24 protein-coding genes, 1 other RNA gene and 1 riboswitch are annotated in these 25,804 nt (G+C 28.6%); of the genes, 11 read left to right on the forward strand and 14 right to left on the reverse strand.

Annotation, left to right across the window (positions count from 1 at the left end):
- The first annotated feature begins 9 nt into the window (after positions 1-9).
- On the forward strand, positions 10-471 hold the full coding sequence (locus tag NON08_RS08110; protein ID WP_256690954.1) for a DUF2147 domain-containing protein: 462 nt from the start codon (positions 10-12) through the stop codon (positions 469-471).
- Complete coding sequence (locus NON08_RS08115; RefSeq protein ID WP_256690955.1) at positions 472-1,788, forward strand: ATP-dependent nuclease; 1,317 nt, start codon at positions 472-474, stop codon at positions 1,786-1,788. It begins immediately after the preceding gene.
- 52 nt (positions 1,789-1,840) lie between these two features.
- Here NON08_RS08115 and NON08_RS08120 read toward each other — a convergent pair whose 3' ends face one another.
- The 4 genes from NON08_RS08120 to NON08_RS08135 all read right to left on the reverse strand — a co-directional run bounded on the left by NON08_RS08120 (position 1,841) and on the right by NON08_RS08135 (position 5,381).
- Positions 1,841-2,608: a sulfite exporter TauE/SafE family protein gene (locus NON08_RS08120; protein WP_256690956.1), complete on the reverse strand. Its 768-nt coding sequence runs from the start codon at positions 2,606-2,608 to the stop codon at positions 1,841-1,843.
- 22 nt (positions 2,609-2,630) lie between these two features.
- The gene (locus NON08_RS08125; RefSeq protein WP_256690957.1) at positions 2,631-3,167 is read right to left on the reverse strand and encodes a chromate transporter; all 537 of its coding nucleotides are present in this window, start codon (positions 3,165-3,167) and stop codon (positions 2,631-2,633) included.
- Positions 3,164-3,694, reverse strand: coding sequence for a chromate transporter (locus NON08_RS08130; RefSeq protein WP_256690958.1), 531 nt, complete (start codon positions 3,692-3,694; stop codon positions 3,164-3,166). Before NON08_RS08130 ends, NON08_RS08125 begins: the two co-directional genes overlap by 4 nt.
- Positions 3,695-3,758: 64 nt before the next feature.
- Positions 3,759-5,381, reverse strand: a complete 1,623-nt coding sequence (locus NON08_RS08135; protein ID WP_256690959.1) for an ABC-F family ATP-binding cassette domain-containing protein — start codon at positions 5,379-5,381, stop codon at positions 3,759-3,761.
- A 168-nt stretch (positions 5,382-5,549) separates the two neighbouring features.
- On the opposite strand from NON08_RS08135, the gene NON08_RS08140 reads away from it, so the two are divergent.
- The 3 genes from NON08_RS08140 to efp are packed head-to-tail and all read left to right on the forward strand — an operon-like array spanning position 5,550 to position 8,247.
- Entirely contained in the window at positions 5,550-6,506 is a 957-nt protein-coding gene (locus tag NON08_RS08140; protein WP_256690961.1) for an NADH:flavin oxidoreductase, read from the forward strand.
- Positions 6,506-7,672: an elongation factor P maturation arginine rhamnosyltransferase EarP gene (gene earP / locus NON08_RS08145; protein WP_256690963.1), complete on the forward strand. Its 1,167-nt coding sequence runs from the start codon at positions 6,506-6,508 to the stop codon at positions 7,670-7,672. The genes NON08_RS08140 and earP overlap by 1 nt, the downstream gene beginning before the upstream one ends.
- An 11-nt stretch (positions 7,673-7,683) precedes the next feature.
- Positions 7,684-8,247 (forward strand): elongation factor P, encoded by a 564-nt coding sequence (gene efp, locus NON08_RS08150; RefSeq protein ID WP_256690964.1) that lies wholly within the window; start codon positions 7,684-7,686, stop codon positions 8,245-8,247.
- A gap of 77 nt (positions 8,248-8,324) precedes the next feature.
- Here the strand turns inward: efp and ffs are convergent.
- From ffs to NON08_RS08170, 4 genes are all read right to left on the reverse strand, one after another.
- An RNA gene (gene ffs, locus NON08_RS08155) (signal recognition particle sRNA small type) lies at positions 8,325-8,424 on the reverse strand.
- A 58-nt stretch (positions 8,425-8,482) separates the two neighbouring features.
- On the reverse strand, positions 8,483-9,760 hold the full coding sequence (locus NON08_RS08160; protein WP_256690965.1) for a hypothetical protein: 1,278 nt from the start codon (positions 9,758-9,760) through the stop codon (positions 8,483-8,485).
- 63 nt (positions 9,761-9,823) lie between these two features.
- The gene (gene fabG / locus NON08_RS08165) at positions 9,824-10,549 is read right to left on the reverse strand and encodes a 3-oxoacyl-[acyl-carrier-protein] reductase (RefSeq protein ID WP_256690966.1); all 726 of its coding nucleotides are present in this window, start codon (positions 10,547-10,549) and stop codon (positions 9,824-9,826) included.
- 78 nt (positions 10,550-10,627) lie between these two features.
- Positions 10,628-12,217 carry a ClC family H(+)/Cl(-) exchange transporter gene (locus tag NON08_RS08170; RefSeq protein WP_256690967.1) on the reverse strand — a complete coding sequence of 530 codons (1,590 nt, stop codon included), beginning with the start codon at positions 12,215-12,217 and terminating at the stop codon, positions 10,628-10,630.
- A gap of 156 nt (positions 12,218-12,373) precedes the next feature.
- Between NON08_RS08170 and dapF the strand changes: the two genes are divergently transcribed.
- Positions 12,374-13,207 (forward strand): diaminopimelate epimerase, encoded by an 834-nt coding sequence (gene dapF, locus NON08_RS08175; protein ID WP_256690968.1) that lies wholly within the window; start codon positions 12,374-12,376, stop codon positions 13,205-13,207.
- A complete protein-coding gene (locus NON08_RS08180) occupies positions 13,198-14,508 on the forward strand; it encodes a hemolysin family protein (protein ID WP_256690970.1) in 1,311 nt (436 codons plus the stop codon). Before dapF ends, NON08_RS08180 begins: the two co-directional genes overlap by 10 nt.
- 26 nt (positions 14,509-14,534) lie before the next feature.
- On the opposite strand, the gene NON08_RS08185 is transcribed toward NON08_RS08180, so the two are convergent.
- From NON08_RS08185 to NON08_RS08205, 5 genes are all read right to left on the reverse strand, one after another.
- A complete protein-coding gene (locus tag NON08_RS08185) occupies positions 14,535-15,710 on the reverse strand; it encodes an NADP-dependent malic enzyme (protein WP_256690972.1) in 1,176 nt (391 codons plus the stop codon).
- A gap of 29 nt (positions 15,711-15,739) precedes the next feature.
- Complete coding sequence (locus NON08_RS08190; RefSeq protein WP_264759777.1) at positions 15,740-16,282, reverse strand: Fe-S-containing hydro-lyase; 543 nt, start codon at positions 16,280-16,282, stop codon at positions 15,740-15,742.
- A complete protein-coding gene (locus tag NON08_RS08195) occupies positions 16,279-17,121 on the reverse strand; it encodes a fumarate hydratase (RefSeq protein ID WP_256690973.1) in 843 nt (280 codons plus the stop codon). Before NON08_RS08195 ends, NON08_RS08190 begins: the two co-directional genes overlap by 4 nt.
- 92 nt (positions 17,122-17,213) lie before the next feature.
- Positions 17,214-17,711: a PTS glucose transporter subunit IIA gene (locus NON08_RS08200; protein ID WP_256690974.1), complete on the reverse strand. Its 498-nt coding sequence runs from the start codon at positions 17,709-17,711 to the stop codon at positions 17,214-17,216.
- Positions 17,712-17,859: 148 nt separating this feature from the next.
- On the reverse strand, positions 17,860-18,882 hold the full coding sequence (locus tag NON08_RS08205) for a threonine aldolase family protein (protein ID WP_256690975.1): 1,023 nt from the start codon (positions 18,880-18,882) through the stop codon (positions 17,860-17,862).
- A gap of 111 nt (positions 18,883-18,993) precedes the next feature.
- A riboswitch (purine riboswitch) is annotated at positions 18,994-19,091 on the forward strand.
- Between the two features lie 88 nt (positions 19,092-19,179).
- Between NON08_RS08205 and NON08_RS08210 the strand changes: the two genes are divergently transcribed.
- A complete protein-coding gene (locus NON08_RS08210) occupies positions 19,180-20,466 on the forward strand; it encodes an NCS2 family permease (protein WP_256690976.1) in 1,287 nt (428 codons plus the stop codon).
- A gap of 52 nt (positions 20,467-20,518) precedes the next feature.
- On the opposite strand, the gene brnQ (NON08_RS08215) is transcribed toward NON08_RS08210, so the two are convergent.
- Complete coding sequence (gene brnQ / locus NON08_RS08215) at positions 20,519-21,778, reverse strand: branched-chain amino acid transport system II carrier protein (RefSeq protein ID WP_256690977.1); 1,260 nt, start codon at positions 21,776-21,778, stop codon at positions 20,519-20,521.
- Positions 21,779-22,080: 302 nt separating this feature from the next.
- On the opposite strand from brnQ (NON08_RS08215), the gene NON08_RS08220 reads away from it, so the two are divergent.
- From NON08_RS08220 to brnQ (NON08_RS08230), 3 genes are all read left to right on the forward strand, one after another.
- Complete coding sequence (locus NON08_RS08220; protein WP_256690978.1) at positions 22,081-23,430, forward strand: alanine/glycine:cation symporter family protein; 1,350 nt, start codon at positions 22,081-22,083, stop codon at positions 23,428-23,430.
- Positions 23,431-23,458: 28 nt separating this feature from the next.
- On the forward strand, positions 23,459-24,313 hold the full coding sequence (locus NON08_RS08225) for a WYL domain-containing protein (RefSeq protein ID WP_256690979.1): 855 nt from the start codon (positions 23,459-23,461) through the stop codon (positions 24,311-24,313).
- A gap of 125 nt (positions 24,314-24,438) precedes the next feature.
- A complete protein-coding gene (brnQ, locus tag NON08_RS08230; protein WP_256690980.1) occupies positions 24,439-25,671 on the forward strand; it encodes a branched-chain amino acid transport system II carrier protein in 1,233 nt (410 codons plus the stop codon).
- Positions 25,672-25,804 lie beyond the last annotated feature (133 nt).

Genomic DNA, 25,804 nt, shown 5'->3' on the forward strand with positions numbered 1-25,804 from the left:
GGAGGAGAAATGAAAAAATATATTACTTTTCTATTTTTATTAATATTTTGTCAGATATTTAGTAAAGATCCTTATGTTGGTTATTGGGAAATGCCAGACAAAAAAGTTATAATAGAGATTAAAAAAATAGATCAAGAATACGTTGGATATGTGAGATGGTTAAAAGATTTAAAATATCCAAAAGGTGATTCAATGGAAGGAAAAGAGCAGATTGATAGAAATAATCCTGATAAAAATTTAAAGAATAGAAAGGTTATGAATTTGCAGGTTGTAGGAGGACTAAAATTAAATAAAAAAGGTGATGCAATAACAGATGGTTGGATTTATGATTCGTGGAATGGAAAAAAATATTATGGAGCAGCGAGAGTTATAGATGAAAATACTTTAAACTTAAAAGGTTCTTTAGATCCCTGGGGTCTGTTAGGATATTCAATGAAAGTAAAAAGAGTACAATTACCAAAAGAAAAGTAGGTGAAAGATTTGGAGTTAAAAAGATTAAGCATAACAAATTGGCAAAATATAGAATATCTGAATATTGAATTTGAAAAAATGTTAATACTAATTGGCGAATCAAATAGAGGAAAAACTAGTATTCTAAAGGCTTTATCTGCAATTATAGGAAGTTATGAGATTAAAGAGAATGATTTTAAAAATAGAGATAGAGTTATTGAGATAAAAATAAAATATTTTTTTAAAGAAAAGGGTTTCTTTACATTAAAAATGACAAAAAAAATAGGAGAAAAAAATAGATATATTCTAATAAGTCATGGAGTTGAAGAAGAGTTAACGATAGAGGAAATTAAGAGTAAGTTTTTTTATGTAAAAGGAGTTGTTATATCTTCTAAAGAAAATGGAGTACATAATGCACTACATCAAATGAAAGAAATATTTCTTTTACAAAATAAAGAAAGTAAAATTATTAAAGAGTTAGAAAGTAAGTTAAAACATATAGAAACTAATATTTTATCACAAAGTTTACAAAGAAAAGTATTTTTTAGTTTTTTAAAAAAAATATTAGCAGATATAGAAATATATGAGATGGATTTAAAAAATATATTTTATAGTATATTTTTAATATTCGAAGAACCAGAACTACATTTAAACCCACAAGAGAGTAGAGAAATGTATTATTTACTAATTAAATTATCTAAAATAGGAGTTCAAATAGTAATGGAAACTCACTCTAGTTATTTTGTGGGATTAAAACAATATAAATCTATTTGCTTACTTAGAAAAGTAAAAAATAATATAAAAGTTTATCAACATACTGGAAAACTTTTAAATGGAGATGAGATTAAAAACTTTAATATGAACTATTGGATAAATCCAGATAGAGGCGAGATGTTTTTTGCTAAAAAAGTAATATTGGTAGAAGGACAAACTGATAAGATTGCTATTTCATACTTAGCTAAAAAATTAGATATATATAATTATAACTATTCAATAGTAGAGTGTGGAAGCAAAAGTATAATACCACAATTTATAAAAGTATTAAATGCTTATAAAATACCGTATGTAGCTGTTTATGATAAAGATAACCATAAATGGAGAAGTGAGACAGAATTAGAAAGTTCGAACTTAAAAAATAAAAATATAAAAAAAATAATAAATAAATATATAGGCGACTTTATTGAATTTGAAAATGATATAGAAGAAGAGATTTACCATGAAGAGAGAGAAAGAAAAAATTATAAAAATAAACCGTATTATACTTTACAAAAAATAAATGAGGATAACTACTTGATACCTAAAAAATTAGAAGAGAAAATAAGAAAAATTTATAAATAAAATCATAAAAAATAGAGCTTGTAAGCTCTATTTTCTTTTTATCATAAACTTTTTAATAAAAGGCTATATATAAATTAAAAACATTAAGAATAATTATACAGATAACAGATATGTTAAATATTTTATCAATGTATTCATTAGAAAGTCTACGATTAAGCTTTGCTCCTAAAAAACCTCCTGAGATACCGCCAATAACCATTACGGGAAGCATACTTAAATTATATGATGAAAATCCAGTAGTAATAGCTATTAGAAAAATTTTTGAAAATTGAGAAAGAAGTATTATAAAAACAGAGCTAGTTGCAGCATTTTTAGTTGGAAAATTAAAAAGCATAACTAAAATAGCAACATTTATAGGACCTCCCCCAATTCCTAAAAAAGAAGCAATAGATCCAAGAAAAATTCCTACTATAAAAACAATAAAAATATTTTTAATATCGTATTTAGGTAAAAAACTTTTAAATAAAACTAAAGCTAAAAGTAATATTAGAATAAAAGCTTGAATTCCTTTACTAGTATTTTCATTTTTAAAAAGATTTAGAAAAATATCAAAGGCTTTTTCTCCAATACCTCCACCTAAAATAGATCCAAGAGCTAAAATAATTGTATTAAAATCAGTTTTAAATCCAGATTTAAATTGCTTTATAGTTGTAACAAATGCCATTGAAAATACTGTGACAGAAGATAATAAACCGACTGTGCCTAAATCATAGTTATTTAGAGTATCAAGAACAGGTTTTATAATAACTCCCCCACCTAATCCAGCTAAAGATCCTAATGTTGTAGCACAAAGAGCTGTCATAAAATAAATAAAAAACATAAGACCTCCTAAAATTAGTATATTAAAAAAGAAAAATTCCAAGTGAAGATGAAAGTAGTAGTATAATAATTGGATTAACTCTAGTAATATACCTAGTTCCTAAAAAAACAATAAGAAAAATAAAGGCTGCTTTAAATCCTTGAGAATAATCTTTAACAAGAAAAGTTGGCTTAGCAATAATTATACCAGCAAATGAAATAAGAGCTAATGTAACAGGTTTAACTCCTCTGAAAAAAAGATCTTTTTTTGGATTATTTTTTATTTTATAGAAAAGATTAGCTACAATTAAAATAATCAAAAAAGATGGTAATGCTGAGCTAAAAGTAGCAACAAAAGCCCCAGGAATACCAGCAACCTGATGTCCAACAAAAGTGGCAGTATTGATAGCAATAGGACCAGGTGTAACTTGAGAAATAGCTATAATATCTAAAAATTGCTGTTCTGTTAACCAATTTTGTCTAAAAACTACATCTTGCATAAGAGGAAGCATAGCAAGTCCTCCTCCAAAAGAAAATAATCCAATTTTAAAAAATTCATAAAAAAGTGTAAAATAAATCATTTGTCCCCCTTAAGTGTAAAAAATATAATGCAACCAATTCCAAAAAATAAGATTAAAAATATAGGTGACACATTAAATAAAATTAATCCTAAAAGAGATATTAAAAATATAGAGTAACTTAGTTTATCAACTAAAGTATTTTTAGAAAGTTTTATGACAGAGGATAAAATTAAAGCAGCAATTCCAGCTCTAAGACCAATAAATAATTTTTGCATTATTGGATTTAAAAAGCTCTGAGCAAAAAATGCTGATATTATAATAATAACGAAAAGTGATGGACCAACAACACCTAAAGTAGCAGCAATAGACCCTAAAATACCCATTCTTTTCTTTCCTATAAAAGTAGCAGCATTTATAGCAATAGGACCAGGAGTCATTTGTGATATAGATATTATTTCAAGTAGTTCATCTCTATCAATCCACTGTTTCCCATATATCATCTCTCTTTCAATTAGAGGAATCATTGCATATCCACCTCCAAAAGTAAACATTCCAATTTTAAAAAAAGTAAGAAAAAGCTCTAGCACAAAAAACCCCCTTAATTGAATTAAAAGCAGAGGAAATCCTCTGCTTTTTAAATTAGTTTATTTATTATACATTGTACATATCTTTTATTTTAGCTTGTAACTCTTCATCAGCAATATAGTCATCATATTCCATTAACTTATCAACAAGTCCGCTTGGAGTAATCTCAATAATTCTATTAGCTACTGTTTGAATAAACTCATGGTCGTGAGCACCGAATAGTATAGTTCCTTTAAAGTTAGTTAAAGCTTTATTAAGAGAAGTAATTGACTCAAGATCTAAGTGGTCAGTAGGATTATCAAAGATTAAAACATTTGCATTAGTAAGCATCATTCTTGATAACATACATCTAACTTTTTCTCCTCCAGAAAGAACTTTAGCCTTTTTAGTAGCTTCTTCTCCAGAGAATAACATTCTTCCTAAGAATCCTCTAACAAAAGCGTCATGTTGATCAGGAGAATATTGTCTTAACCAGTCAATTAAATCTAAATCACAGTTTTCAAAGAATGCAGAGTTATCTTTTGGCATATATGCTTGAGTAGTTGTAACTCCCCATGTATAAGTACCACTATCTGCTTCCATCTCACCAGATAATATAGAGAATAAAGTTGTTTTAACAATATCGTTTTGAGAAATAAATACAACTTTATCATTTGTATTTACTGTAAATGATACATTATCTAAAATCTTAACTCCATCGATAACTTTTGTAAGATTTTCAACTTTAAGAAGATTGTTTCCAGCATCTCTTTCAGGCTTGAATTCAACAAATGGATACTTTCTATTAGATATTTGCATATCTTCAAGTTGTAATTTCTCAAGTTGTTTCTTTCTAGAAGTTGCTTGTTTTGATTTAGATGCGTTAGCACTGAATCTAGCAATGAATTCTTGAAGTTCTTGTCTCTTTTGATCTAATTTTTTATTCTTGTTATTTATTAATGTTTGCATTAATTGGTTAGATTCGTACCAGAAGTCGTAGTTTCCAACATACATCTTAACTTTTCCATAATCGATATCAGCTATGTGAGTACAAACTTTGTTTAAGAAGTGTCTATCGTGAGATACAACAATAACAGTAGTATCTTCTAAATTCATTAAGAACTCCTCAAGCCAAGCTATAGCTTGGATATCAAGTCCATTTGTAGGCTCGTCAAGTAATAGAACATCAGGATTTCCAAATAAAGCTTGAGCTAGTAAAACTTTAACCTTATCGGGTTCGCTTAATTCTCTCATTAATTTATAATGTAAGTCAGCTGTTATTCCAAGACCTGTTAAAAGCATTTCAGCTTCAGTTTCAGCTTCCCATCCATTTAATTCAGCAAACTCTCCTTCAAGTTCAGCAGCTCTCATACCATCTTCATCAGAAAATTCACTTTTAGCATATATTTCATTTCTCTCTTCGATTATCTTCCAAAGCTTTGTATGTCCCATTAAAACAACGTTTATAACTGACTCATCTTCATGAGCAAAGTGATCCTGTTTAAGAACAGCCATTCTTTTATTTTTATCAAAGATTACCTCTCCTTCAGTAGGATCTAAATCCCCTGAAAGTATTTTTACAAATGTTGATTTTCCAGCACCGTTAGCACCAATAAGTCCATAACAGTTTCCAGGAGTAAACTTAACATTTACATCCTCAAAAAGCTTTCTACCAGAAAATCTCATACTTAGATTACTAGTTGCTATCATTTTAAAAAATTCCTCCTAATATATTTATAATATAAATTTAAATTTTGAACACATATCTTAAATATTATATCATGAATTTTAATAATAGGAAATATAATATATTTTCTTTTTTTTTAATTTATGTTAAAATATTCTATAAAATTTATATTAAGAAAGAGAGGAAAATGAGTGAATTTATTTACTCCTTTAAACATAAAAAATAAGAAGTTAAAAAATAGAGTTGTATTACCTCCTCTAGTAAGATTTTCAATGGTTGAAAAAGATGGGTTAGTAACAGAGTCACTACTTGAATGGTATAAAGATGTAGCTGAAGGTGGTGCAGGATTAATTATTGTTGAAGCTAGTTGTGTAGCAGAGGATGGGAAATTAAGAGATAATCAGATAGGGATATGGGAAGATTCTTTTATAGAGGGATTGTCAAAAATTGCAGCAATAGGAAAAAAATATGAGGTTCCTATGTTGATACAAATTCATCATGCAGGTTTTAAAGAAAAAGTAGCTGAAGTACCTGAAGAACTTTTAGACCAAATTTTAAATCAATTTGTAGAAGCTTTTAAAAGAGCTAAAAAAGCTGGTTTTGATGGCGTTGAAATACATGGAGCACACACATACTTGATATCCCAATTAAATTCTAGAATATGGAACCTAAGAACAGATAAATATGGTGGTTCTTTGGAAAAAAGGATGTTTTTTACAGAGGAGTTAATAAGAAGAACAAAAAAGTTATTTAATGATGATTTTATTTTAGGATATAGAATGGGAGGTAATGAACCCGAGTTAGAAGATGGAATAAAAATAGCTAAATATCTAGAAAAATTAGGCGTGGATTTAATACATGTATCTTCTGGAGTACCAAACCCAGAAAAAAAACAAGAGATAAAAATAGATTTACCAGATGATTTTCCTTTTGACTGGGTAGTTTATTTAGGGGTAGAGATAAAAAAGCATGTAAATATTCCTGTTATTGGAGTAAGAAATATAAAAACAGAGGAACAAGCAAGTTTTTTAATAGAAAATGAGATGTTAGATTTAGTTGCTATTGGTAGAGGAATGATAGCTAGACCAAATTGGGTGGAATTTGCTAAAAAAGAGTACTTTAAAAGAACTGGAAAAATGGTGGATTAATGGAAATAAAAAGTTTAGATATCTTCTGTGAAATTATTGATAACTTTGGTGATATTGGAGTTGTTTATAGAGTTGCAAAAGAGTTTAAAAAAATATATAATGAAGAGATAAAAATTAGAGTTTTTTTAAATAGATTGGATGAATTTTTAGCTTTAAATAAAAGAGCAAAAAATATAGGATATCAAAACATAGACGGAATAGAATACATAACTAATGAATATTTGACTAAAAATATATGTACATTTTCTCCGGCAAATGTTATAATAGAGGCCTTTGGATGTAATATTTTACAAGAGTATTTGGAAAAAGCTAAGGAACAATCTAGTTTACTTATTAATTTAGAATATTTATCTGGAGAGAGTTGGATAGAAAGTGTACACTTGATGGAGTCTCCAATAGGAGCAAAGAAATTAAGAAAGTATTTTTTTATGCCAGGGTTCAAAGAAAATACTGGCGGAGTTATAGTAGATAGCCTGTTTTTAGATAGAAAATTAAAAGTTCAGACAAATAAAGAGTATTATTTAAACAAATATTTAAAGGATTTAAAAGATAAGGATTATTTTGTAGGAACTATATTTAGTTATGAAAAGAATTTTATACCTCTTCTAAATGTTTTATTAAAAAATAGTAAAAATAATTGTTTATTAGTACTAGGTGAAAAATCTCAAGAAAGTATAAAATCGATTTTATTAGATTTAAAATTTATAGAAAGTTCAAAAAATGTCTTTGATTTTAAAAATATAAAAATTAAGTTTATGCCGTTTTTAGAACAAGAAGATTACGAAGAGTTAATTAACTTAGTTGACTATAATTTTGTAAGAGGGGAAGATTCTTTTGTGAGATCTTTACTTACAGGGAAACCATTTATTTGGCATATATATTTACAAGAAGAAATGGCGCATATGGATAAAATAGATGGTTTTATAGAACGATATAAAGAAACTTTAAAAGATTTAAATTTAGAGGATTCTTTAAATATTCACACAAAGCTATTAAGAGATTACAATTTAAGAGATAGTAATTCTTTAGAACTTGGAAAAGAAGAGTATGAAGACTTTTTTAAAGAGTTTGAAAATATTTCTAAATTAACTAAAGTTTATTCAGAGTATATTCAATTAAAATGTAATCTTATAGATAAACTAAATAGATTTATTTTAAAATATTAGGAGGTTCAATTATGAAAACTGCTCAAGAACTAAGAGCTGGAAGTACAGTAAAGATTGGAAACGATCCTTACGTAATTCTAAAAGCAGAGTATAACAAATCAGGAAGAAACGCTGCTGTTATGAAGTACAAAATGAAAAACTTATTAAATGGAAACATATCTGACGCTATATATAAAGCGGATGATAAAATGGATGATATCAGACTTGATAAAGTTAAAGCTGTATATTCATATAACGATGGAGATTTCTATGTATTCTCAAATCCTGAAACTTGGGATCAAATCGAATTAAAAGATGAAGATTTAGGAGACGCTTTAAACTATTTAGAAGAGTCAATGGAATTAGAAGTAGTTTACTATGAGTCTACTCCAGTTGCTGTTGAGTTACCAACTTTCGTTGAGAGACAAGTAACATATACTGAGCCTGGACTAAGAGGAGATACTTCTGGAAAAGTAATGAAGCCAGCTAAAATAAACACTGGATTCGAAATTCAAGTACCTTTATTTGTTGAGCAAGATGAGTGGATCAAAATTGATACAAGATCTAACGAATATGTAGAGAGAATTAAAAAGTAATAAAATTAGGTTGAAGATTATATCTTCAACCTTTTTTAATTACTTGAAAACTATTCAAAAAATAAAAATGCCACAAGGGATAACAGGAGTAATCTTATACCCGTATTAAATACCTTAGTGCTGCTTCCTTCCAGATCTGACACGGTTCGATAATAATACGCCATAAGGCTCCTGCCACCACACTTGTGACATAAATAATTATATCATCAAATAAAAGAAAATACAAGTAAAAAAATTAGAAAATATTTTTAAAAAAGTTTTTTAATTTATTTTTTTTCTCTTTTATATTTTCTTCATATTTCGTTTTTAATTGTTTATCTAAAAATTCAACGAAAGTTTGTCTATTATTTGTTAAAACTCTTTTTATTTCTAAAGGAATAGAGGTTTTAATAGCTATAATTCCTATATTATTTGAAAAATTATTGGAAATAGTTAAGGAGTGATAATTTTTTTCAGTTAAATTAATTAACTCTTTTAAAATTTCCTTCTTTGTAGTATCTAATTTTTCAGACTCTAATATAAATTCTTTATTTAAAGAGAAATTATAAATTGTTGTAGTGCCATCTATTTTTAAAAGGTCTCCTAAGATAGTTATAGATTGTTCTGTTGTTAGAGTTCCACTAGAAATATAATTTTTAATTTTAGAAAAAGATTCTACATTAAAGTTAGAAAGAGAAATATAAAGATTACCAGATAAATTTTTAGTATTAATCTCCCCATAGATTTTTCCAGTACTATTCTCATGAGATAATATTATGTTTAAAGGAACTGAGTTATTTTTAGATAGATTAGTATTAAAATCTTTAAAAGAACCAGAAAAGTTTATATCCATTATTTGTCCTGAGATAATAATGTTTTTTATAAAAATATTATTAACAATTTCTGTATTATCATATTTTTGTAAATCTACTAAAATATCTTTTGATCTTTTAGTAAAATATTCAATTTGATTCTTAAACTGAATATTAATCTCTTTTTGGATGATAGTATCTATGTAGTCACTATTTTTTATTAAGAAATCAGTTAAATTATTTGATAATGATTTTGAAAAATTATCTTTGCTAAAGCTAGAGCTAAAAAACTTAGAAATATTTTTATCAAATGCTATTTTTTCATCGATTTCTTTAAGAAATTCAAGGGTATTTTCATTATTATCACTTTTTGAATTTAAAGGTTCACTTTTATTATTAAAACTTAAGTTACTATAAACATTTATACCTGTTAAATTTAAATTATCAATAATAAAATTATTTTTATTTTTTAAAAAATTTTTAAAACTCATATTGCCATGAACTTTTTCAATAGAAATATTGTCTTTAGTTAGTAATAAGTCTTTTAATTCAAATGAATTATTAAAAATATTTAAGCTGACTTTTTTTATATTAACCTCTTGCTTTAAAGAGTTTGACAATTTTTTAGTTATAATATTTTTTAAATAAATATCTTTTCCTAAAAAGAGTATACTAAAAAATATTAAAATACTAGAAATTATAACTAGCATTTTATTCTTCATAAAAACCTCCTAAAATATTAAAGGCAAGAAATAAAATTTCCTGCCTCTAACTAGTATTTTAAATTATAAAGCTAATCCACCGCTAACTTCAATAGTTTGACCAGTAATATACGCTGATTCATCGCTTGCTAAAAATAATACTGCATTTGCAATATCCTCAGGCATTCCTAACTTCCCAAGAGCTGTTCTCTCAAGCATTCCTTGTATAACATCTTCTGGCAAAACATCAGTCATTGGAGTTGAAATAAATCCAGGAGCAACACAGTTAGCTCTAACTTGAGCACCCTTTCTAGCTAATTCCTTAGACCAAGTTTTAGTCATTGCTATAACTCCACCTTTAGTAGCAGCGTAGTTAGTTTGCCCAATATTTCCATATAAACCAACTACAGACGAGATAGTAACAATAGATCCCTTTTTATTTTTAGTCATTAAAGGAGCCACAGCTTGAGTAACATTAAATACTCCTTTAAGGTTAACATTTATTACAGCATCCCAAGCATCTTCGCTCATTCTAACAAAAGGCGCATCCTTAGTAATTCCTGCATTGTTAACTAAGATATCAATTCTACCAAATTCATCTTTTATTTTTTTTACTAATTCCTTAATAGCTTCTCTATCAGTAACATTTAAAATTTCATGTCTAACATTAGCTTGTTCAAAAGTTGCATCTCCCATATCACAAGATATAACTAATTCAGCACCTTCAGAAGCTAATTTTTCAACTATAGTTCTTCCAATTCCTCTAGCTCCACCAGTTACTAAAGCAATTTTTCCTTCTATTCTATTCATAAAGATCCTCCTATAAAATACATGTGTCATTTAATAGTATAATCATTTTAAAAAAATGTCAATAACTTCCTAAAAAAATTAGTGAGCTGTTCCCATTTTGAATAGGGTTTCATTAAGTTTATCAGCTTGTTTTTCAGGAAGAAGTAAAACTAAAACGTCTCCAGCTAAAATTCGACTACTTCCTTTAGGAATATATTCAGTTTCTCCTCTTCTAATAGCAACAACAAGAGTATTCTTAGGCCAAGATATATCTCTAATTAACTTTTCATCAAACTCAGATTCTGCAGAAACAGGGATACAAATAAGTGTTTTTTCATGATGTTCATGACGCTCTTCTTCAAAATCATCCGCTAATTTTTTCTTAGGCATTCTTTCATATAAAATTTCGTAGATAGGTTCTAATTTTAAAATATCTGTAATGTAATATGCAACAATAGAAACTGTAGCAATAGCTAGAAGATGATCAAAACTACCAGTCATTTCTAAAATAAGAATAACACCAGTTATAGGAGCTCTAACAACTGCTACGAAAAAACCAGCCATTCCTAAAATCATATAATGAATAACGAAATCACTATGAAGATTAAAAGTAGTAATAAGGCTTAGAGCATAAATTTTTCCTAAAATTGCACCAAGAACTAGCATTGGTAAAAATATACCACCTTGAAAACCAGTTGCATATGATATTGTTGTAAACAATAACTTAACAATAAATATTAAAAGTAAGAACATGATGGTTTGATTAAGATGAGGAAGCTCCTCAACTAAATGATGTCCACCGCCAGTTATATCTGGCATAATAAAGCATATTATAAAAGATAAAGTCATAACAGAAGATATTTTAAATGCTCTAGGAAGTTTAATTCCTTTGAAAATATCTTGTGTTTTTATTAATGTAACAGTAAAAAGCTTCCCAAAAAAAGCGATTACAATACCAAAAAATATAAAACATAAAAACTGAAAATATGGATTGATGTCAGTTGGATACTTAATATTTAAATTAAAAGATGGATCCATTCCAAAAATTCGTCTTGCTACAAAGTTTGAACAAATACTCGCTAGAAATGTACAAATAATAAGTTTTGAAGAGAAGAAACGATGTAACTCTTCCATACTAAATATAACTCCAGCAAGAGGGGCTCCAAAAGCTCCTGCTAGTCCAGCACTAGAACCAGCTGTTACAAGATATTTTTCATCAGTATAATCTCTTTTAAATATTTTAGTAAATCCAAATCCTATGTATGAGCCTAATTGCACAGAGGGTCCTTCTCTACCAAGGGATAGACCGGCTCCAATCCCTAATAATCCACCAAAGAATTTAACTAAAAGTTCTTTCACCCAAAATATGTAGTCTAATTTTCTTAAAATTAGAGCTTTTACTTGTGGAATACCACTTCCACCTGTTGTAGGAAATTTTCTAGATAGATAATCTACAAAAAGACCTATAGCAATAAAAATTCCCCAAATTAAAAGAAGTCTAGAAGGATTAGTAAGAAGCTCTTTACCGATGTAGTGTTCTCTGAGATTTCCAGCTATACCTAAACCATATCTATAAATAGATACAATAACCCCAGTAATAACACCTACAAGAAGAGATAAACCGTATAAGCCTCTATTTCCTTTTTGGAGAAGTTCAACATGATTTTTGATTTCTCTTTTTTTGCTCATAAAATCTCCTTGATTATATATTGTATTACTTGGGAATATTAACACAAAACATATAAAAAGTAAAGTAGAATCAAACAAAACTGAAAGGCTTGCGTTAAATGAAAGGATAAGGTAAAATATAAAGTAATAGAAAAGTTATACTACGAGGTGATTAATTTGAAATTTAACAAGATGCAAGGAGCTGGTAATGATTTTTTACTTTTTAATGGAGTGAAAAATAAATATGAGAATTATTCAAAAATGGCCAAAAAACTTTGTGATAGACGTTATGGAGTTGGAGGAGATGGTATAATGATTGCCGAAAAGAGTGAAAGTGCAGATATAAAGATGGTGTATTATAACTCTGATGGTTCAAAAGGTGAAATGTGTGGAAATGGAATTAGATGTTTTTCTAAGTTTATTTATGAAGAGGAAATTGTTCAAAAAAAAGAAATAGCAATAGAAACAGGTGATGGAATAAAAATAGCTTATTTAAAAGTGAATAACAAAAATCAAGTGGAATCAATAACAATATCAATGGGAAAAGCGAGATTGACACCAAAAGAGATTCCAGTATTGCTAGAAAAAGAAAGTGTTATAAATGAAAAAATTAATATTGATGGTAAAGATTTAGTTTTTTCAGCAGTTTTAATAGGAGTTCCTCATGCTATTATTATCAGCAAAGAATTAGACACATTAGATGTGAATTTTTTAGGAGAAAGAATAGAAAAAAATAAACTTTTCCCTAAAAATATTAATGTTAATTTTATTCAAATTTTAGATAAAAATAGAATAAAAATAAAAACTTGGGAAAGAGGAGCTGGTAGAACATTAGCTTGTGGAACAGGATCATGTTCAGGTGTTTATATTGCTAATCTACTGGGATTAGTAGAAGAGGAAGTATTTGTGGAAACAGAAGGTGGAATATTGATAATAAAAATACAAGGAGATGAAGTATTTATGACAGGAGCAGCAGAGACCACATTTAAAGGAGAAGTAATATGGGAATAGCAGAAAAGTTAGTATTTATTCTTTTTTTAATTTTAATAAGTGCATTTTTCTCTATGGCAGAAATATCTTTAGCTGGAGCTAGAAAAATAAAATTACAGCTATTAGTAGATGAAGGAAATGAAAATGCAAGAAAAGTAGTAGCTTTACAAAGTAATCCTGGAAACTTTTTTACAACAGTTCAAATAGGATTAAATATAGTTGCGATTTTAGCAGGTATAATTGGTGATGGAGTATTATCTCCAATTATAACAAAATATATATCAAATCCAACAATAGCATTTTTAATATCTTTTACTTTTGTAACGGGGTGTTTTGTTGAATTTGCTGATTTAATTCCTAAGAGATTAGCAATGGTTTATCCAGAAAAAATAGCATTAACTTTAGTAAATCCTATGACATTTACAATAAAAATACTAACTCCAATAGTTTGGATTTTTAGTGGAGTAGCTAATTTGGTATTTAAAATTTTTAATACACCAAACTCAAGAGATGAATTAATAACTCATGACGATATATTTGCTTTAGTCGATGCTGGAGCAGAAGCAGGAGTAGTAGATACAAAAGAGCATCATTTAATTGAAAATGTATTTGAACTTGAGCAAAGATGGGTATCATCAGCAATGACTACAAGAGATGAAATTATTTATTTTACTTTAGAAGAAACAGAAGAAAGTATAAAGAAAAAAATAGCAGAATATCCTCATTCTAAATTTTTAGTTTGTGAAAGTGATATAGATTCTATATATGGTTATGTAGGATCAAAAGATATTTTACCTAGAATTTTAAAGGGAGAATCAAGTGGTCTTCAAAATATAAAAGAAATAACAAATAGAAATATACTTATAATTCCTAATACATTAACACTTTCAGAAATGTTAGATAGGTTTAATGAAGCTAGAGAAGATTTTGCAGTAATTTTAAATGAATATGCCCATGTTGTTGGAGTTATAACATTAAACGATGTTGTATCAACATTAATGGGAGATGTAGTTTATCCTATGCAAGAAGAGTATATTATAAAAAGAGGAGATGGTTCTTGGCTAATTGATGGTGTTACAGCAATTGAAGATGTAAAAAAAGTAATAGAAATAGAATCTTTTCCAGAAGAGGATAGTTATGAAACAATAGCAGGATTTATGATGTATATGTTAAAAAGCATACCTAAAAAAGGAGCACATATAGAATTTGATGGGTATAGTTTTGAAGTGGTAGATGTAGACAACTTTAAAATAGATCAACTTTTAGTAATGAAAGAGGATAAAAAAATGTTAAATAGCTTAGAAAACAAAGAAGAGGAATAAAAAAAGGTAGCATACGCTACCTTTTTTTATCTTGTAATATTTTGTTCTTTAGCAATTCTTTTAACTTCTTCAGCAACAACAGTAGCTACTCTTGGATCGAAAGCGTTAGGAATAACATATTCAGGTGTTAGCTCCTCCTCAGGAATTAGTTTAGCAATTCCAACTGCAGCAGCAATTTTCATCTCTTCAGTTATTTTTTTAGCTTTAGCGTCAAGAGCTCCTCTGAAAATTCCAGGGAAAGCTAGAACATTATTAACTTGATTAGGATAATCTGATCTACCAGTACCTACAATTTTTGCACCACCAGCAATAGCATCCTCAGGCATAATTTCAGGATTAGGATTAGCCATTGCAAAAACGATAGCATCTTTGTTCATAGATTTAACCATTTCAGTAGAAAGAATGTTAGCAGCAGAAACGCCTATAAATACGTCTCTATCTAAAACAGCTTCCTTAAGCCCACCTTTTATATTATCTGGATTTGTAATATCAGCAATCTCTGATTTTAGGAAATTATAATTAGATTTATCGTCTTTATTAATAATACCATCAATATCGTTTACAACAATATCTTTAGCTCCCATTTTAATAAGAAGTTTAATGATTGAACTTCCAGCAGCACCAGCTCCACTAACAACAAATTTAGCAGTTTCAAAAGATTTGTTAACTAACTTAAATGAATTTATAAGAGCAGCAACAACAACTATAGCTGTTCCATGCTGATCGTCATGAAAAACAGGGATGTTAAGTTCATTTTTTAATCTTGTTTCAATTTCTACGCATCTAGGTGCAGAAATATCTTCTAGATTTATTCCACCAAAACCAGGAGCTATTAATTTAACAGCTTTTATAATCTCCTCAGTATCCTGTGTATCTAAACATATTGGGAATGCATCAACATCTGCAAATTGCTTGAAAAGAATTGCTTTTCCTTCCATAACTGGTAGTGCAGCCTCAGGTCCGATATTTCCTAGACCTAATACAGCAGACCCATCAGTTACAACAGCAACCATATTCCCTTTTGATGTGTATTTATAAACATTTTCTACATCATCTTTTATAGCTAAACAAGGAGCAGCAACTCCTGGAGAGTAAGCAAGACTTAATTCCTCTTTGTTTGTAACAGCAACTTTTGACACAACTTCAATTTTACCTGAATGAGTCTCATGCAATTCTAAAGATTTTTCAAAAACTGTAGACATAATATATTACCCCTTTAATTAAATTTATTTTATTTAGAGCTATTTCTAGCTATTTCATATAAATCATTTCCTTCACAATCGTTGATAACGATAGCTGGAAAATCAACAACTTCAAGTTTTCTAATTGCTTCAGCTCCTAAATCTTCATAAGCAATAATCTCACTACTTTTAACAGATTTAGCTATTAAAGCTGCAGCACCACCAACAGCAGCAAAATAAACAGCTCCATTTTTAACAATAGAGTCTTTAACTTTTTGATCTCTAGCTCCTTTACCAATCATTCCTTTTAAACCTTGATCTAAAATAGCAGGAGAATAAGAATCCATTCTATAACTAGTAGTAGGTCCACAGCTTCCTATAGGTTGACCTGGTTTAGCAGGAGTAGGACCAGCATAATAAATAATTTGTCCTTTTACATCAAAAGGTAACTCTTTACCCTCTTCTAGAAGTTTAACTAATCTAGCATGAGCAGCATCTCTAGCAGTATAAATTATACCAGTTATAGAAACAGCATCTCCAGATTTTAATTTTTTTATATCTTCATCTCTTAATGGAGTAGTTAATTTAATCATAATGTTACCTCCTTATGTCTAGCAGCATGGCAATTTAAGTTAACAGCAACTGGTAAAGATGCAAAGTGACAAGCTTGAGTTTCAACCTTAACAGCAAGTGCAGTAGTTTTTCCACCAAGACCTTGAGGTCCAACATTAGTATTATTAATTAAATCTAAAAGTTCAGCTTCTAGAGCTGCAGCAATAGGATCAGGATTAATATCTTCAATCTCTCTTAAAAGAGCTTCTTTTGCTAGTTCGGCACATCTTTCGAAGTTACCTCCAATACCAACTCCAACGACAATAGGAGGACAAGGATTTCCACCAGCATTTTTTATACTATCAACTACAAATTGTTTAACTCCTTCGACTCCATCTGCAGGTTTAAACATTTTTAAAGTACTCATATTTTCAGAACCGCCACCCTTAGGAGCAACAATAATTTTTACTTTATCTGATCCAGGAACAAGTTTTGTATGAATAACAGCAGGCGTGTTGTCTTGAGTATTAACTCTATCAAGTGGATGTCTAATAACTGATTTTCTTAGGTATCCATCTTTATATCCTTTTGCCACTCCAGCATTAATAGCTGCATAAATATCCCCGTTAATTTTAACTTCAGTTCCAATTTCTAAGAAAACAACAACAAGACCTGTATCTTGGCACATAGGAACATTATCTTTAGCAGCAATCTCATCGTTTTCAATGATTTGTCCTAAAATAACTTTCCCCAATTCGCTAGTTTCTGTCTTTTGGCATTCTTTAATTTTGTTTAAAACATCGCTACCGATAAAGTAGTTAGCTTCAATACAAAGTCTAGCCACTTCGTTAGTAACTAAATTTAAATCTAGTACTTTCATTTTTTCCTCCTTAAAATTCCGTGTATGCTTTTTTATTAATAAAGAAAGGCACCATCTTTATCTTAATAGCAAAGAGGCACCTTCTTAAAAAACTACTTTTTGATTTTAACTCTCATTAAAAGGTCTCCTATTTTAACATCGCCAGAAGCAACTACTTCAAGTGCTTCAACTTGGTCCATGTTAGCAATAATAACAGGAGTTTTTGTTGATTTAGCATGTTCTTTAATATAAGCTAAATCATATTTAATAAGCTCATCTTTAACCTCTACAGTTGATCCAGGTTCAGCGATTCTAGTGAATCCTTCTCCATTTAATTTTACTGTGTCAATTCCAAAGTGAACAATTAACTCAAGTCCGTTAGAAACTTCAAAACTAACAGCGTGGTTAGTAGCGAAAATATCAATTTCCCCAGCAACAGGCGAACAGATTGCACCTTCAGCAGGGTCAATTCCACACCCGTCTCCAATCATTTTTTGAGAAAAAGCGTCATCAGGTATTTCGCTTAAAGGAATAACTCTTCCGTTTAATGGTGAATAGATATTAAACCATTCATCCTCTTTTTTCTTTTTAAAGAAATCAAATAATCCCATAGTTAAATCTCCTTTCAAGTTAAATGCGAAATATATGTAATATTATTTCACATTTAGTTCATTAAATCAATAATATTTTTAAAAAAAAGCATACAAAGAATAAAAGAAAAATTCATGTACTATAAATAAATTATATCATAAAAATTAATTAATTTCCTAGTAATTCTTTTATTTTTTTAATAAAATTATCAACATCCTCTTTTGTACTATCGAAGGAAGTTACAAGTCTTACCTCGCTAATATTTTCATTCCAAATGTAAAAATGAAAATATTCTTGAAGTTTAGGGATAATGGCAGGTGGTAAAATAGCAAAGACAGCATTAGCTAAAACTTCCTTTGTAACGACAATATTAATTTTTTCGAGCTCTATTTTTAAATACTGAGCAATATCATTAGCATTTTTAGCACATTCAAACCAGATGTTTTCTTTGATGTAAGGAATAAATTGAGCTGACATAAATCTCATTTTAGAATATAGTTGAAGATTTTGTTTTCGAATCCAAGAAAAGTCTTTAGCAAGATCTTTATTGAAAAATATTAGAGCTTCTCCAAACATTAATCCATTTTTAGTTCCACCAAAAGATAAAACATCAACTCCTAAATCACCAGTCATTTCTTTAAAAGAGCAACCTAAAGCAACAGCGGCATTAGATATTCGAGCTCCATCCATATGAAGTAACATATCGTTTTCTTTAGCAAATTCTGAAATAGCTTTTATTTCATCTAATGTATAAACAGTTCCGTATTCCGTAGTCTGACTGATAGATATAATATCTGCTTTAGGTTTATGAAAATTATTTTTGAAAGTTAGCCACTTTTTAGAGAGATCTAAATCAAGTTTTCCATTTGTACTAGGAACTGTTAAAAGTTGCATTCCAGTTATCTTAGAGGGGGCTCCAGTTTCGTCTTGAACTATATGAGCACTTTCAGGAGAAATAACAGCAGAAGCACGTTTTTTCATTCCTTCTAAAGATAGAACATTAGCACCAGTACCATTAAAAACAAAAAATACTTCAACATCTCCAAAAATTTCTTTTAAGCAATTTATTGCTTCTTCAGTAGTTTCATCAGCTCCATAAGCAGCTACGTGACCACTATTAACTTCTATAATTTTTTCTAAAATTTTGTGATGAACTCCACTGTAATTATCACTAGCAAAAGATTTTTTCATAAATAATATAACCTCCCAAAAAATATTTTAGTACATTATAGTTTTTTTCTTGATAAAAAGCAAAAATAAATAATGCTTGACAAAATTGGAATAAATCCTTAATATTTAGATAAAGATATATTTCACTTGAACCATATATACTCCGAATACGGCGGAGAGTTTCTACGAGCTACCTTAAATAGCTTTCTATGGGTCATAACTTAAGATTGTTATTAAGTTTTTTGACCTGTTTTTTGCAGGTCTTTTTTTATTTTAATTGTTAATTATTAAATATTAAAATATATTCAGGAGGAAAACATGGAAAAATTGTTTCAATTAAAGGAACATGGCACAACAGTGAAGCAGGAGATAATAGCGGGGATTACAACATTCTTAACAATGGCGTACATAATCTTTGTAAATCCTTCTATTTTATCAATGACTGGGATGGATAAGGGTGCTCTAATAACGGTAACATGTTTAGCATCAGCAATAGGAACAGCAATTACAGCATTTTGGGTAAACGCACCACTAGCAATGGCTCCAGGAATGGGATTAAACGCATTTTTTACATTTACATTAGTTTTAGGTAATGGAGCAACTTGGGAGCAAGCTTTAGGAGTAGTTTTCATATCAGGAATAATATTTTTAGCACTGACTTTTTCAGGACTAAGAGAAAAAATAATAGATGCTATTCCAGCAGAAATAAGATTAGCAGTGGGAGCAGGAATAGGATTATTTATAGCTTTTATAGGAATGCAAGGAATGGGGCTGATTGTAAGTAATCCAGCCACTGTTGTAGCTTTAGGAAAATTTAATTTAAACGTTGTTTTAGGGTTAGTTGGATTTGCAATTATGGGATTCTTAGAGATGAGAAAAGTAAAAGGTGGAATTCTAATAGGGATAGTAGTAACTACAATTTTAGGAGTAATATTTGGAGCAGTTCAATTACCATCACAGTTGATATCAATGCCTCCAAGTCCAGCTCCAATAGCATTAAAACTAGATATACTTGGAGCAATTAAACCAATATTTTTAGGTTCAATTTTTTCTTTCATGTTTGTTGATTTGTTTGACTCTTTAGGAACAATAATGGCTTGTGCTCATGAAGCAGAGATGATAGATGAAAAAGGAAAAATAAAAAATGTTAGTAAGATTTTAGAAGCAGATGCAATAGCGACAGTAATAGGTTCACTTTTAGGAACATCAACAACAACAACTTTTGTTGAGTCAGCTTCTGGAATAGCAGTTGGAGGAAGAACAGGATTAACAGCTTTAACAACAGCAGCATTATTTGCAATTTCATTGTTCTTTTCACCATTAATAGGAATTGTACCTGCTTTCGCAACAGCTCCAGCTCTTATATTAGTAGGAGTTTATATGTTTAAAAACTTGTTAGATATAGATTTTCATAATATAGAAGTTGCGATACCGTGTTTTTTAATTATAATTTTAATGCCACTAACTTATAGTATATCTATAGGAATAGCTTTTGGATTTATATCATATATATTAGTATGTTTATTCAATGGAAAATTATCTCATGTAAAACCTATAATGTGGGCAATAGGATTTTTCTCAGTAGTAGAATTGATGTTTAAGTAATAAAGAAAGGATGTATCTCTAGAGATACATCCTTTTTTTATTTTATAGAAAATTAAGCATTCTTTTTTATAGAAAATTTTTCTTTCTTAAAAAATAAAGTAATAACAAAAGTTATTAAAGCAGGTACAATCCAAGGGAAACCAGATTCAGCTAAAGGAATAAAACTTAAATTTATCTTCAAAGTTTCAGCAATACTTATAATTAAAGTTATTGAAACAACGGCTTTAAACGTAAAATGATTTTTAATTCCAAGTATATTTAGTAAGATTAAAACAATTGTAACAGGATAAAGTATTACTAAAACTGGAACAGATAAACTTATAATATAATCTAATCCTGCAACGGAAAGAATTGTAGAAAAAATACAGATACCTAAAGCTATTTTTTTATAAGAAATTTTTGTTAGTTTTGAAAACCATTCACTAGCAAGAGCAACTAATCCAACAGAAGTTGTTAAACAAGCAGCAGCAACACAGATTCCAAAAGCAACTTTACCAACATTTCCTAAAGTCATTTGAGCTAGAGTTAAAGTGGTTTGAGCAGTTGTAAGACCCTTTATACTACTAATTTGCGCTCCTAAATATATTAAGCTAAGATAAATAAATCCAAGACCAATAGCAGCTATAAAACCGGCATTACTTAGGAAAGATTTTTGTTCATTTGTATCAGTTACACCTTTTCCTTCAAGTCCTCTGATAATAATAACTCCAAATAAAACAGAAGCTAAAGCATCCATTGTTTGATATCCACTAACAAATCCATATGAAAAGGGATTACCTTTTACAATAGAATCAACAGGAGTTCCTAAATCACTAGTTATTCCTAAAATAGTTATTAAAGAAAGTATAAGAAGAATAATTGGTGTTAAGAATTTTCCTAAAATATCAGTTATACTAGATTCATTTAAAACTAAAAACAAAGTTATTCCAAAGAAAACAACAGATGTTATTATAGCAAGAGTCGTTGGATCAAAATTGGGGAATAAAGGTAAAACTCCCATTTCAAAAGTAGTTGACCCTGTTCTTGGAATAGCAAATAGTGGACCTATAACCAATATTAATATAGTTGAATAAATAGTATTAAATTTATTTGAAACTTTATTTGCAAACTCATCTAAGCTCCCAACCTTTGTAAATGCTAATATACCAAGTAAAGGTAATCCAATTCCAGTTAGGAAAAAACCTAGACCAGCTTGAAACCACTCTTTTCCTACGGCAACTCCAACTGATGGGGGAAATAATAGATTTCCAGCACCAAAAAACATAGAGAATAGAGCGAAACCTAAAATTAAAATTTCTTTCTTTTTGTTCATTATAACCTCCAAAATTTTAGTATTATTGTAATAAAAAAATGTGTGTGTTTAAATAATTAGAAAAATTGTATCAAAAAATAGGAAAAAAATCAAGAAAAAATATTGAAAAAAGAGTATGTTTGTACTTAAAAATAAGTACACAGAACAAAAAAACTACTTCTAAAATTAGAAAACCCTTTATAAATAAGGGGAAAGCTTTCCAAAAATACGAACAAAAAAATAAAAAAATTGTTATCTACTAATCAAAAAAAATAAATGTTAGGATTATGTTAGAAAATAATTAGATTTAAAAGGAGGAAAAAATGGATATTTTAAGATCTGTAATTAATGGAACTAACGTAATTTTATGGGAAAAGAATGTACTTGTTATTATGCTTATAGGAATGGCTTTGTATGCAAGTTATAAAACTAAGTTTATGCAAATTAGATTATTTAAAGAAATAATAAAAACATTAAAAGGAGAGAGAATAGATGGGGAGAAAATAAGCTCTTTAGAAGCCTTTTATCTTGGAACAGCTTGTAGAGTAGGAGCAGGAAATATTGCTGGTGTTGTTGCTGCAATATCTATAGGAGGCCCAGGAGCTTTATTTTGGATGTGGATAGTAGCTCTGTTAGGAGCATCAACTTCTTTCATTGAATCGGTTCTAGCAGTTGTTTATAGAGAAAAAGATGTTAAAGGAAATTATAGAGGTGGAACTCCATGGATTATAAAAAATCGTTTAAAAAATAAATGGTTAGGTATAGTTTATGCTTTAGCTTCAATTGTATGTTATGTAGGTGTAATTCAGGTTATGTCTAATTCAGTTACAGAATCAATAGTGGGTGCGTATAAGATAAACGCGAAAGTGGTAGCTATTATTTTAGCTATACTAGTTGGTGCAACAATTTTTATAAAAGGAAAAAAGGATACAATTGTAAAAGCACTTAATAAAGTTGTACCTATAATGGCATTCATGTATTTAGCAGTTGTAGTTTATGTACTATTAACAAATATAACTCAAATACCATTTGTTTTTGGAAAGATATTTTCAGCTGCATTTGGAGTAAACGAAATTGCAGGTGGTGCTTTAGGAGGAGTTATTATGCAAGGAGTTAGAAGAGGGTTATTTTCAAATGAAGCTGGAAGTGGAAATGGAAATTATGCAGCTGCACTAGCAGATGTAGATGAACCTGTAAAGCAAGGAATGATTCAATCTTTGAGTGTATTTGTAGATACATTAATAATATGTAGTGCAACAGCTTTTGTTGTACTTTTAGGAGATATGAATGCGTTAGAAGGAATGAGTGGAATGATACTATTCCAAGAAGCTTTAAGAGGACATATAGGATGGATAGGAATACCTTTTACAGTTATAATATTATTTTTCTTCTCTTTTAGTACAATACTTGGTGTAACTTTTTATGGAAGAAATGCTTTACAATTTATTACTGAAAATTCTAAAATAAATATTATTTATCAATTAGTAGTAGTTTGGATGGTTTATATTGGAGGAGTTGAACAAAATTACTTCGTTTGGTCTTTAGCAGATTTTGGGTTGGGGCTAATGACTGTTATAAATATTTTGACAATAGCTCCATTAGTTAGTGAAAGTACTGTCTACTTGGAAAAATATGAGCAAAAATTAAAAGGATATGCTAAAATGAACTCATAAATAATTGATTTTATGGGGGAATTAAGTAATGAAAAAGGTAAGAGTTACAGTTTCTGAAGATATTTGGAGACTTTTAAAGAAAGACTCAGAAGAATTTGGAATAAATAATAATAAATTATGTAATTTTATTCTGGATAAATTTAAATATACTAAAAAATTTGATATAGATAAACTTATTGAACCTCAAGGAAGACCTTTAAAAAAAGTTGTACAGTTTGATTTGAATGTAGCTAATAAAAGCATATATTATGATATATTAAAAGCAAATAATGTAGATATAGAAGCAGAATTTTTTAGAGAATTGTTTGAACTTTATTCGTCACAATTTAAATATCAAAGAGAAATTTTCATATTTCAAGATACCTATAAAGTAGTTTTAGAAGCCATAAAAAATAAAGTTAAAATAAGAGTGTTGTATATGGAAGAAAGTCTTATAATATCACCTTATTTTATAAAAAGAGAAGATCAAGGAGATGAAAATTTTATTTTTTCTTATGATGATGAAAATAAAATTTATAGAAGTATAAAATTAAAAGATGTTATAATCTTAGGAGTTTTGAATGAAAAAATTCAAGCTAAAGATAAAAAATATATTGAAAATATGAGAAAAAACTTTGATCCATTTTTAGGTGAAAGGTTATTGATTAAAGCTGTTTTTACACCTGTTGGAGAAAGTATGCTGAAAAGTTTTACAAATTATAAACCAAAGTTTATAAAAAAAGATGAAAATATCTATCAATTTGAAATGACTTTAGAAAATGCTAAATTTTATTTTGCATCTTTTTTAAAAGAAGTAAATATAATAGAACCTGAAAAATTAAGAGAAGAATTAAAAAAATCTTTTTTAGAAGCTTATAAAATCTATGAAAATAAAAGCAATTAAAAACTTGAAAAAATAAAAAAAAAGTGTTATTATTTACAAAAATTAAAATTAATTATCAAAATAAAAGCAATCTAATTTTCAGATTGCTTTTTTAATAATATTTATTTTAATCAAGGGGAGGAAAGATGAATAAAAGAAAAGAGATTTTAGTTTTAGGGTTGGCATTATTTTCTATGTTTTTTGGAGCAGGAAATCTATTATTTCCACCATCGTTGGGAGTTGCTGTTGGTCAAAGTTGGTTTGTTGCTGGAATTGGATTTTTTATAACAGGAGTAGGGTTACCTTTATTAGGAATATTAGCTTTTACAAAAGGTGGAAGTTTAGAGGAGTTCTCAAGTAAAGTATCTAAAAAATTTAACACAGTTTATTTAACAACATTAATCTTAGTTATAGGGCCATTATTTGCTATTCCAAGGACAGGATCAACTACTTTTGAAATGGGAGTTTTACCATTGATTGGAGGGTTAGATCCAAAGATTACAGCTATATTAACTTCAATTATATTCTTTGGAGTAACTTTATTTTTAGTTTTAAATGAATCAAAAGTAACAGATGTATTAGGGAAGTTCTTAACTCCAATTATTTTAATAATTTTAGCTTTGATAACATTCTTTGGAATTATTAATCCTATAGGGACTCCAGTAGAAAGTATTGTTGAAGGAAGTCAATTTTCATATGGATTTATTAATGGGTATCAAACTATGGATGCATTAGCATCGGTATTATTTGGAGTAATAATAGTTAAGGGATTAGAGGGAAAAGGAGTAACAGATTCAAAAGAACAAAAAGTATTCTTAACAGGTGCTGGATTTATTGCAGCTATTGGGTTAGGATTAATATACTTTAGTTTAATTTATTTAGGAGCTCAAATAAGTAGTGTAAAAAATTTATCAACTGCTCAAACAGCTTTAATGGTGGCTGAGTTAACATTAGGAAACTCAGGGAAAGTTGCTTTTGGAATCTGTGTAGCTGCTGCTTGTTTAACAACCTCAGTGGGATTAACGGCTTTGGTAAGCGATTGGTTTTCAAAGTTAACTAATGTCTCTTATAAGATGGTTGCTACAATAACTTGTTTATTTTCAGCAGTTCTAGCAGTTGCGGGATTAGATTATATTATAAGTTTAGCAGTACCAGTATTAGTAGTTCTTTACCCAGTTACAATTGTTTTAATAATTTTAAATATTTTTGGAGTTGAAAATAGAAATTCTTTTGTTTTTCCTACGATTGTAACTTTAATTGTTAGCATTTTAGAAGTTTTAAAAGTTAATTTATCATTTATTCCATTAGCAGGATTAGGTTTTGCATGGATAATTCCAGCAATTATTGCCTTCTTAATCGGAAAAGTAATAAAAAATTAATTATAAAGTTTGTTTATATATACTTAATATATTAAAATAGAACTCAATCAATATTTGATTGAGTTTTTTTTAAATATTAGCTTGAAAAAAAAGGATAATAGGTGTATAATTCGAAACTGTATGAAAAAAAATC

The organism is Cetobacterium sp. NK01, from assembly GCF_024506395.1.
Classification (GTDB): Bacteria; Fusobacteriota; Fusobacteriia; order Fusobacteriales; family Fusobacteriaceae; genus Cetobacterium_A; species Cetobacterium_A somerae_A.